The organism is Sphingobium lactosutens DS20 (assembly GCF_000445105.1).
Lineage (GTDB): Bacteria > Pseudomonadota > Alphaproteobacteria > Sphingomonadales > Sphingomonadaceae > Sphingobium > Sphingobium lactosutens.
On the sequence record NZ_ATDP01000040.1, the window covers coordinates 1 to 5,447 of the forward strand.

Consider the following 5,447-nt stretch of genomic DNA (forward strand, 5'->3'; position numbering starts at 1 on the left):
AAATAGGGCGGCCAATGCTTGAAACGGCGCGGTGTGTAGCGCACCGTCACATAGGGAATTCCTCGCGCCGCCATCCAGGCGGCGATCATCTTCTGATAGGCATAAGTTTCCGGCTTCTCGACGCCAGGATCCCCGGTGATCACGAGGTCAGGCGGCGTGCCCCGGCTTTCAAGTTCGAGAAGAAGCGCGGTGCTGTCGACACCGATGCCATAGGCCAGGACGACGGGCTGCGGCGCATCGACGCGAATATAATCGAGCAGGCGCGCGGGAGCGGAGCCGGCCTCGGCCGGGATTGAGGTGAGATCGCACATGGGGATATCCAAATGGGCTTGAGCAGAGCTTTGGCTCGATCACTCCTTCCCACTCCCCTCTCATCTGGACGGCTCCGGCATCGATCCACGTCCATGAGATATTGTTGCGCGCCGTTGGCCGCGGCAGCCTGATTTCGCTATTGGCACCGCCGGCGCACAACAGGCGTCATCGGCGGCGTTTTGCGGAAAAGTGCGCTCAGCCTCGAACCATTCCCATAATCCGTCGCATCGCCGCTGATGTAGAAAGCCGCCCACGCCCCATCCTGGGCACCGGCGATCCAGCTCCTTTCGGACTCGGCATAGCAGCAAGCCGTCACGCCCTCGTCCAGACCCGGTCAGTCGAAGGCACTCAAACGGCCATAAATGTCTGCCAGTTCGTTCTGGATACCGAGACGCGCGGGGCCATTGGGCATCATGCCTTCTGTCGTGGCGGAACCAGAGTCCCATCGATCGAGGCGAGGATTTCCGCCGGAGCAATGACCGGTCGATCCGTTTCGACCCGCTCCGAATAGCGATCGATCAGTTGATCGACATGCGGGCGGAGCAGGACAGTGAAACGCACCAGTTCCTCCATCACGTCGACGATCCGGTCGTAATAGCTCGACGGCTTCATCCGCCCGGCCTCGTCGAACTCGGTGAAGGCTTTGGCGACGCTCGACTGGTTGGGGATGGTGAACATCCGCATCCAGCGGCCGAGGACGCGCAAGCTGTTCACGCTGTTGAACGATTGTGAACCTGCGGAGACCTGCATGACGGCAAGGGCGCGACCCTGCGTCGGGCGCATGCCCTTCAAAGCCAGCGGCAGGTGATCGATCTGCGATTTCATGATCCCGGTGATCTGGCCGTGCCGTTCCGGGCTGCACCAGACCTGGCCCTCGGACCAGAGCGCATGCGCCCGCAGTTCGTGAACCGCCGGATGATCGTCATCCTGGACCTGATCGGGCATCGGCAAATCGGAGGGATCGAAAATCCGCGTTTCGCAGCCGAAGAACTGGAGCAGACGCGCCGCCTCTTCCACCACAAGCCGCGAATAGGACCGTTCGCGCAAGGATCCGTAGAGCAGCAGGATGCGCGGCGGCGGATTGAGATCCCCCAGGCCCAGGGCTGGACGCCGATGAACATAGTCAGGCTTGAGCGCTGGAAGACGGTCGGGATCGGCAAGCGTCCGCAATCGGCTGTGGTTCGTCTCGTTCATGCCCGGACCTCCGCCGGCACGCTGTCGGGGAACCAGCGCCGCCCGAACCAGAAGGCGGCGTTGACCAGCAGGATCAGCACCGGAACCTCGACCAGCGGCCCGATCACCGCAGCGAAGGCGACCGGGGAAGCCAGTCCAAAGGCGGCGATGGCGACCGCAATCGCCAGTTCGAAATTGTTGCCCGCGGCCGTGAACGCCACCGCCGTCGTGCGCGGATAGTCGCTCTCGATCAGCTTGCCCATGAAGAAGCTGATGCTGAATTGAACCACGAAGTAGATGGTGAGCGGGATGGCGATCCGCAGTATGTCACCCGGCAGTGTCACGATCTCATTGCCCTTGAGGCTGAACATGGCGACGATGGTGAACAGCAGCGCGACGAGCGTGATCGGGCCGATCCTGGGCAGAAAGCAGGTTTCATACCATTCATTCCCCCTAGCCTTGACCAGCCATTTGCGGGAGAGAAATCCAGCCAGAAAGGGAATGCCGAGATAGATCAGCACCGCCTCGGCGATGGTCCAGAAGCTGACATTGATAACGCTGCCCTCCAGCCCGAGCAGCGGCGGCAAAAAGGCGAGGAAGAACCAGGCGTAAACGCTGAAGAACAGGATCTGGAAGATTGAATTGAACGCGACCAGCGCAGCCACATACTGGTTGTCGCCCTTGGCGAGATGGTTCCAGACGATGACCATGGCAATGCAACGGGCGAGGCCGATAAGGATCAGGCCTGTCATATATTCCGGCTTGTCGCTGAGGAAGATGACGGCGAGCGCAAACATCAGCACCGGGCCGATGATCCAGTTCTGGATCAACGAGATCGCCAGCACCCGCTTGTCTTCGAACACGCGCGGCAGTTCCTCATAGCGCACCCGCGCGAGCGGCGGATACATCATCAGGATCAGGCCGATGGCGATGGGCAGGTTGGTGGTCCCCCAGGACAGGCTGTCGATCGCCCTTGGCAATCCTTCGAAGGTCGATCCCAGACCCACGCCGAGCGCCATGGCGAGGAAAATCCACAAGGTGAGATACCGATCGAGAAACGACAGGCGTTCACGCCTGGGCTGTGCGGTCATCTTGATCCCTCGTTCAACCGGTGACACGCCTGCCGGCGGCATCGATCACCTGTTCGCCGTCTTCCTTGGCGAAGGCGCTGCGCTGGTCAGCCGGTAGGAGGTCGAGGACCTCCTCGGACGGACGGCAAAGCTTCACGCCCAGCGGCGAGACGACCAGCGGCCGATTGATGAGGATCGGATGTTCCATCATCGCATCGATCAACTGCGCATCAGTGAGATCCGGATTGTCGAGTCCCAGTTCGGCAAAGGGCGTGCCCTTCTCGCGCAGCAGGGCGCGCGGGGTGACGCTGGCGCGGACGATGAGGCTTGCCAGCAAGGCACGCGAAGGCGGAGTCTTGAGGTACTCGATGACATGCGGTTCGATGCCGGCATTGCGGATCATGGCCAGCGCATTGCGCGAGGTTCCGCATTCAGGATTGTGGTAGATGACGATGTCGACAGGCGTCTCCGGGTGGGTCATTCGCATGCTCCTGCCCTGACGCTGGCGCCCTCGCTCTGGCCGATTTCCCTGAGTTTGCGCCGCATCGCCATCTCGTCGAGGCTGGCGAGCGGGAGCGCGAGGAACAGCGAAATACGGTTCTGCAAGTAGCGCAGGGCCTGCATGAAGGCCTCGCGCTGATCATCGCCTTCGACGGCGGCCGGATCCTCGATGCCCCAGTGCGCCGTCATCGGATGGCCGATCCACACGGGACATGTTTCGCCTGCGGCGTTATCGCAGACGGTGAAGATGAAATCGAATTGCGGCGCGTCCGGCACGGCGAACTCGTCCCAGCTTTTCGAACGCATGCCCGCTGTGTCGAACCCAAGCCCGTTCAAAACCGAGAGCGCCATCGGATGGACTTCGCCCCTGGGCTGGCTGCCGGCGCTCCAGGCGCGGAAACGCCCTTCCCCCAGCTTGTTCATGATGGCTTCGCCCAAGATCGAGCGGGCGCTGTTACCGGTGCACAGGAAGAGCACGTTGTAGGTCTTGCCGGGGCCGATCGTGTCGGACATGGGAGTAACCTCAGGCCTTGCAGTCGAGCTCGCCGAACAGATCGGCGCACATTTCAGGGACGCCCTGGCAGCAGTCCTCCATCAGGAAGGCCAGCAGCCGGCGCATCCCCTCATAATCGGCGCGATAGTGGATGAGCCGGCTTTCCCGCTCGGACTCCACGAGTCCCGCCCGTTCAAGAATACCCAGATGATGCGACATGGTGGACGGAGGCACATTGGCGGCCTGCGCGATGGCGCCGGCGATCAGTCCATCGGGCCCTGCCTTCACCAACATACGAAAGACAGACAGGCGCGTGTCATGCGCCAGCGCGCCAAGCGCCTCGACGGCCGAGTCCTGCGGATTGAACTCCTTCATGGTCGATTCCATCCTTCCAAACTCATCGAATAATAGTAGGCGCCTGCGCGGTCAATCTACATTTCGAGAAGTATAGAATCATATACCACTATGGAGATGGCCGATGGTCTGAGTGACCATGATGCACTCATGCGGATGGGCCGACAGCCTCGATCCAGGCGGAACCATCTTGCGCCAGACGCTCATGACAGATAGATAGTAATAGATTACTATCTTTTGAAGGCGCAAGCTATGAACGGGCGGTCCAGACATCTTCCCGCTGACGAGCGACGGGCGGCGACCGTGGAGGCGGTGGTCGGCCTGGCCGCGGAACAGAACCCGAGCGACATCACCACGACGGCCATCGCCCAGCGGATGGGTCTGACCCAGGGCGCGCTCTTCCGCCACTTCCCGACCAAGGACGCCATCCTGCAGGCGGTGATGTCCTGGGTGACCGAGCGCTTGCTCGGCCGCGTGGACAAGGCGGTCGAGGAAGCCGCCTCTCCGGCTGCCGCGCTTGAAGCGGTTTTCATGACGCATATCGATTTCGTGTCTGATCACCCGGGTGTACCGCGAATGCTGTTCGGGGAGTTGCAGCGACCGGGCGAGACGCTTCCCAAGCGCATGGCCCAGACCCTGATCCGCCATTATGGCGAACGGCTGCATACCCTGCTCGACGCCGGAAAGGCACGGGGCGAACTGCATGCGGACCTCGATCCGGAAGCCGCGGCCACCCTGTTCATCGGCACGGTCCAGGGCCTGGTCATGCAATCCATGCTGGCGGACGATGTGACCCGCATCCGCAGCGATGCGCCCGGCGTGTTCGCCATCTATCTGCGCGGCGTCGGAGCATCATCATGAAGAACATCCGCCTGTCCGGCACGACAAAGCGGATCCTGATCATTGCGGCCGTCATCGTGATCATCGGTGCTGGATGGCTGTGGATGCAGCGGGGCAGCCGCGACGGCGACGCCCTCAATCTGTACGGCAATGTCGACATCCGGGAGGTGCAATTGGCCTTCCGCCAGTCCGGCCGCGTCGCGCAGATGCTGTTCGATGAAGGCGATCATGTCGAGCCGGGCGCACATATGGCGACTCTCGACGCGCAGCCGTTCGAGGAAGCGCTCGCGGCCGCCGACGCCGCCGTAGCGGCCGCACAGGCAGACCTCGACAAACTGCGCCGCGGGCTGCGGCCGCAGGAGATTGCGCAGGCGCAGGAGGCCCTCAATCAGGCCCTGGCCGTCGCCAGGGACACGGAGCGTAATTTTGATCGGCAGAGCCAGTTGCTCGCGTCGGGAGCCGCCAGTCAAAAGACGGTCGATGCCGCGCGCACTGCGCGCGATCAGGCCGCCGCCAGTGTCAAGGCGGCCCGGGCCGCGCATTCGCAAGCCGCCGAAGGCTTCCGCAAGGAAGACATCGCGGCGGGGCAAGCGCGCCTCGCCGCCGCACAGGCAGCACGGGCTCAAGCCGCCACCGCGCTCGCCGACACGGTTCTGCTTGCACCCGGCACCGGCACGATCATCGCACGGGTGCGCGAACCCGGC

At 62.8% G+C, this 5,447-nt stretch carries 8 protein-coding genes; 2 read left to right on the top strand and 6 right to left on the bottom strand.

Going from position 1 to position 5,447, the window contains the following annotated elements; translation table 11 throughout:
• The 6 genes from RLDS_RS30395 to RLDS_RS30420 form a co-directional block, all read right to left on the bottom strand.
• On the bottom strand, positions 1–311 hold a 311-nt coding region (locus tag RLDS_RS30395; RefSeq protein WP_031297269.1), incomplete at its 3' end, for a hypothetical protein.
• A 412-nt stretch (positions 312–723) separates the two neighbouring features.
• Positions 724–1,506, bottom strand: coding sequence for an arsenical resistance protein ArsH (gene arsH, locus RLDS_RS30400; RefSeq protein WP_021224405.1), 783 nt, complete (start codon positions 1,504–1,506; stop codon positions 724–726).
• Positions 1,503–2,576, bottom strand: a complete 1,074-nt coding sequence (gene arsB, locus RLDS_RS30405) for an ACR3 family arsenite efflux transporter (RefSeq protein WP_025160954.1) — start codon at positions 2,574–2,576, stop codon at positions 1,503–1,505. The genes arsH and arsB overlap by 4 nt, the downstream gene beginning before the upstream one ends.
• Before the next feature lie 13 nt (positions 2,577–2,589).
• The gene (gene arsC / locus RLDS_RS30410) at positions 2,590–3,036 is read right to left on the bottom strand and encodes an arsenate reductase (glutaredoxin) (RefSeq protein WP_020819444.1); all 447 of its coding nucleotides are present in this window, start codon (positions 3,034–3,036) and stop codon (positions 2,590–2,592) included.
• Positions 3,033–3,569 (bottom strand): arsenate reductase ArsC, encoded by a 537-nt coding sequence (locus RLDS_RS30415; RefSeq protein ID WP_020819443.1) that lies wholly within the window; start codon positions 3,567–3,569, stop codon positions 3,033–3,035. The genes arsC and RLDS_RS30415 overlap by 4 nt, the downstream gene beginning before the upstream one ends.
• 10 nt (positions 3,570–3,579) lie before the next feature.
• Positions 3,580–3,924 carry an ArsR/SmtB family transcription factor gene (locus tag RLDS_RS30420; RefSeq protein WP_025160953.1) on the bottom strand — a complete coding sequence of 115 codons (345 nt, stop codon included), beginning with the start codon at positions 3,922–3,924 and terminating at the stop codon, positions 3,580–3,582.
• Between the two features lie 282 nt (positions 3,925–4,206).
• Here RLDS_RS30420 and RLDS_RS30425 point away from each other — a divergent pair, with 282 nt between their 5' ends.
• Together RLDS_RS30425 and RLDS_RS30430 are read left to right on the top strand one after the other, a co-directional pair.
• Positions 4,207–4,764, top strand: coding sequence for a TetR family transcriptional regulator C-terminal domain-containing protein (locus tag RLDS_RS30425; RefSeq protein WP_223308156.1), 558 nt, complete (start codon positions 4,207–4,209; stop codon positions 4,762–4,764).
• Positions 4,761–5,447: HlyD family secretion protein (locus RLDS_RS30430; protein ID WP_021224406.1), on the top strand; the 687-nt coding region annotated here is incomplete at its 3' end. The genes RLDS_RS30425 and RLDS_RS30430, both read left to right, overlap by 4 nt.

Coding starts and splice junctions, on each gene's coding strand:
- RLDS_RS30415 (WP_020819443.1), bottom strand. CDS start 3,569: ATGTCCGACACGATCGGCCCCGGCAAGACCTACAACGTGCTCTTCCTG.
- arsC (WP_020819444.1), bottom strand. CDS start 3,036: ATGACCCACCCGGAGACGCCTGTCGACATCGTCATCTACCACAATCCT.
- RLDS_RS30420 (WP_025160953.1), bottom strand. CDS start 3,924: ATGAAGGAGTTCAATCCGCAGGACTCGGCCGTCGAGGCGCTTGGCGCG.
- arsH (WP_021224405.1), bottom strand. CDS start 1,506: ATGAACGAGACGAACCACAGCCGATTGCGGACGCTTGCCGATCCCGAC.
- arsB (WP_025160954.1), bottom strand. CDS start 2,576: ATGACCGCACAGCCCAGGCGTGAACGCCTGTCGTTTCTCGATCGGTAT.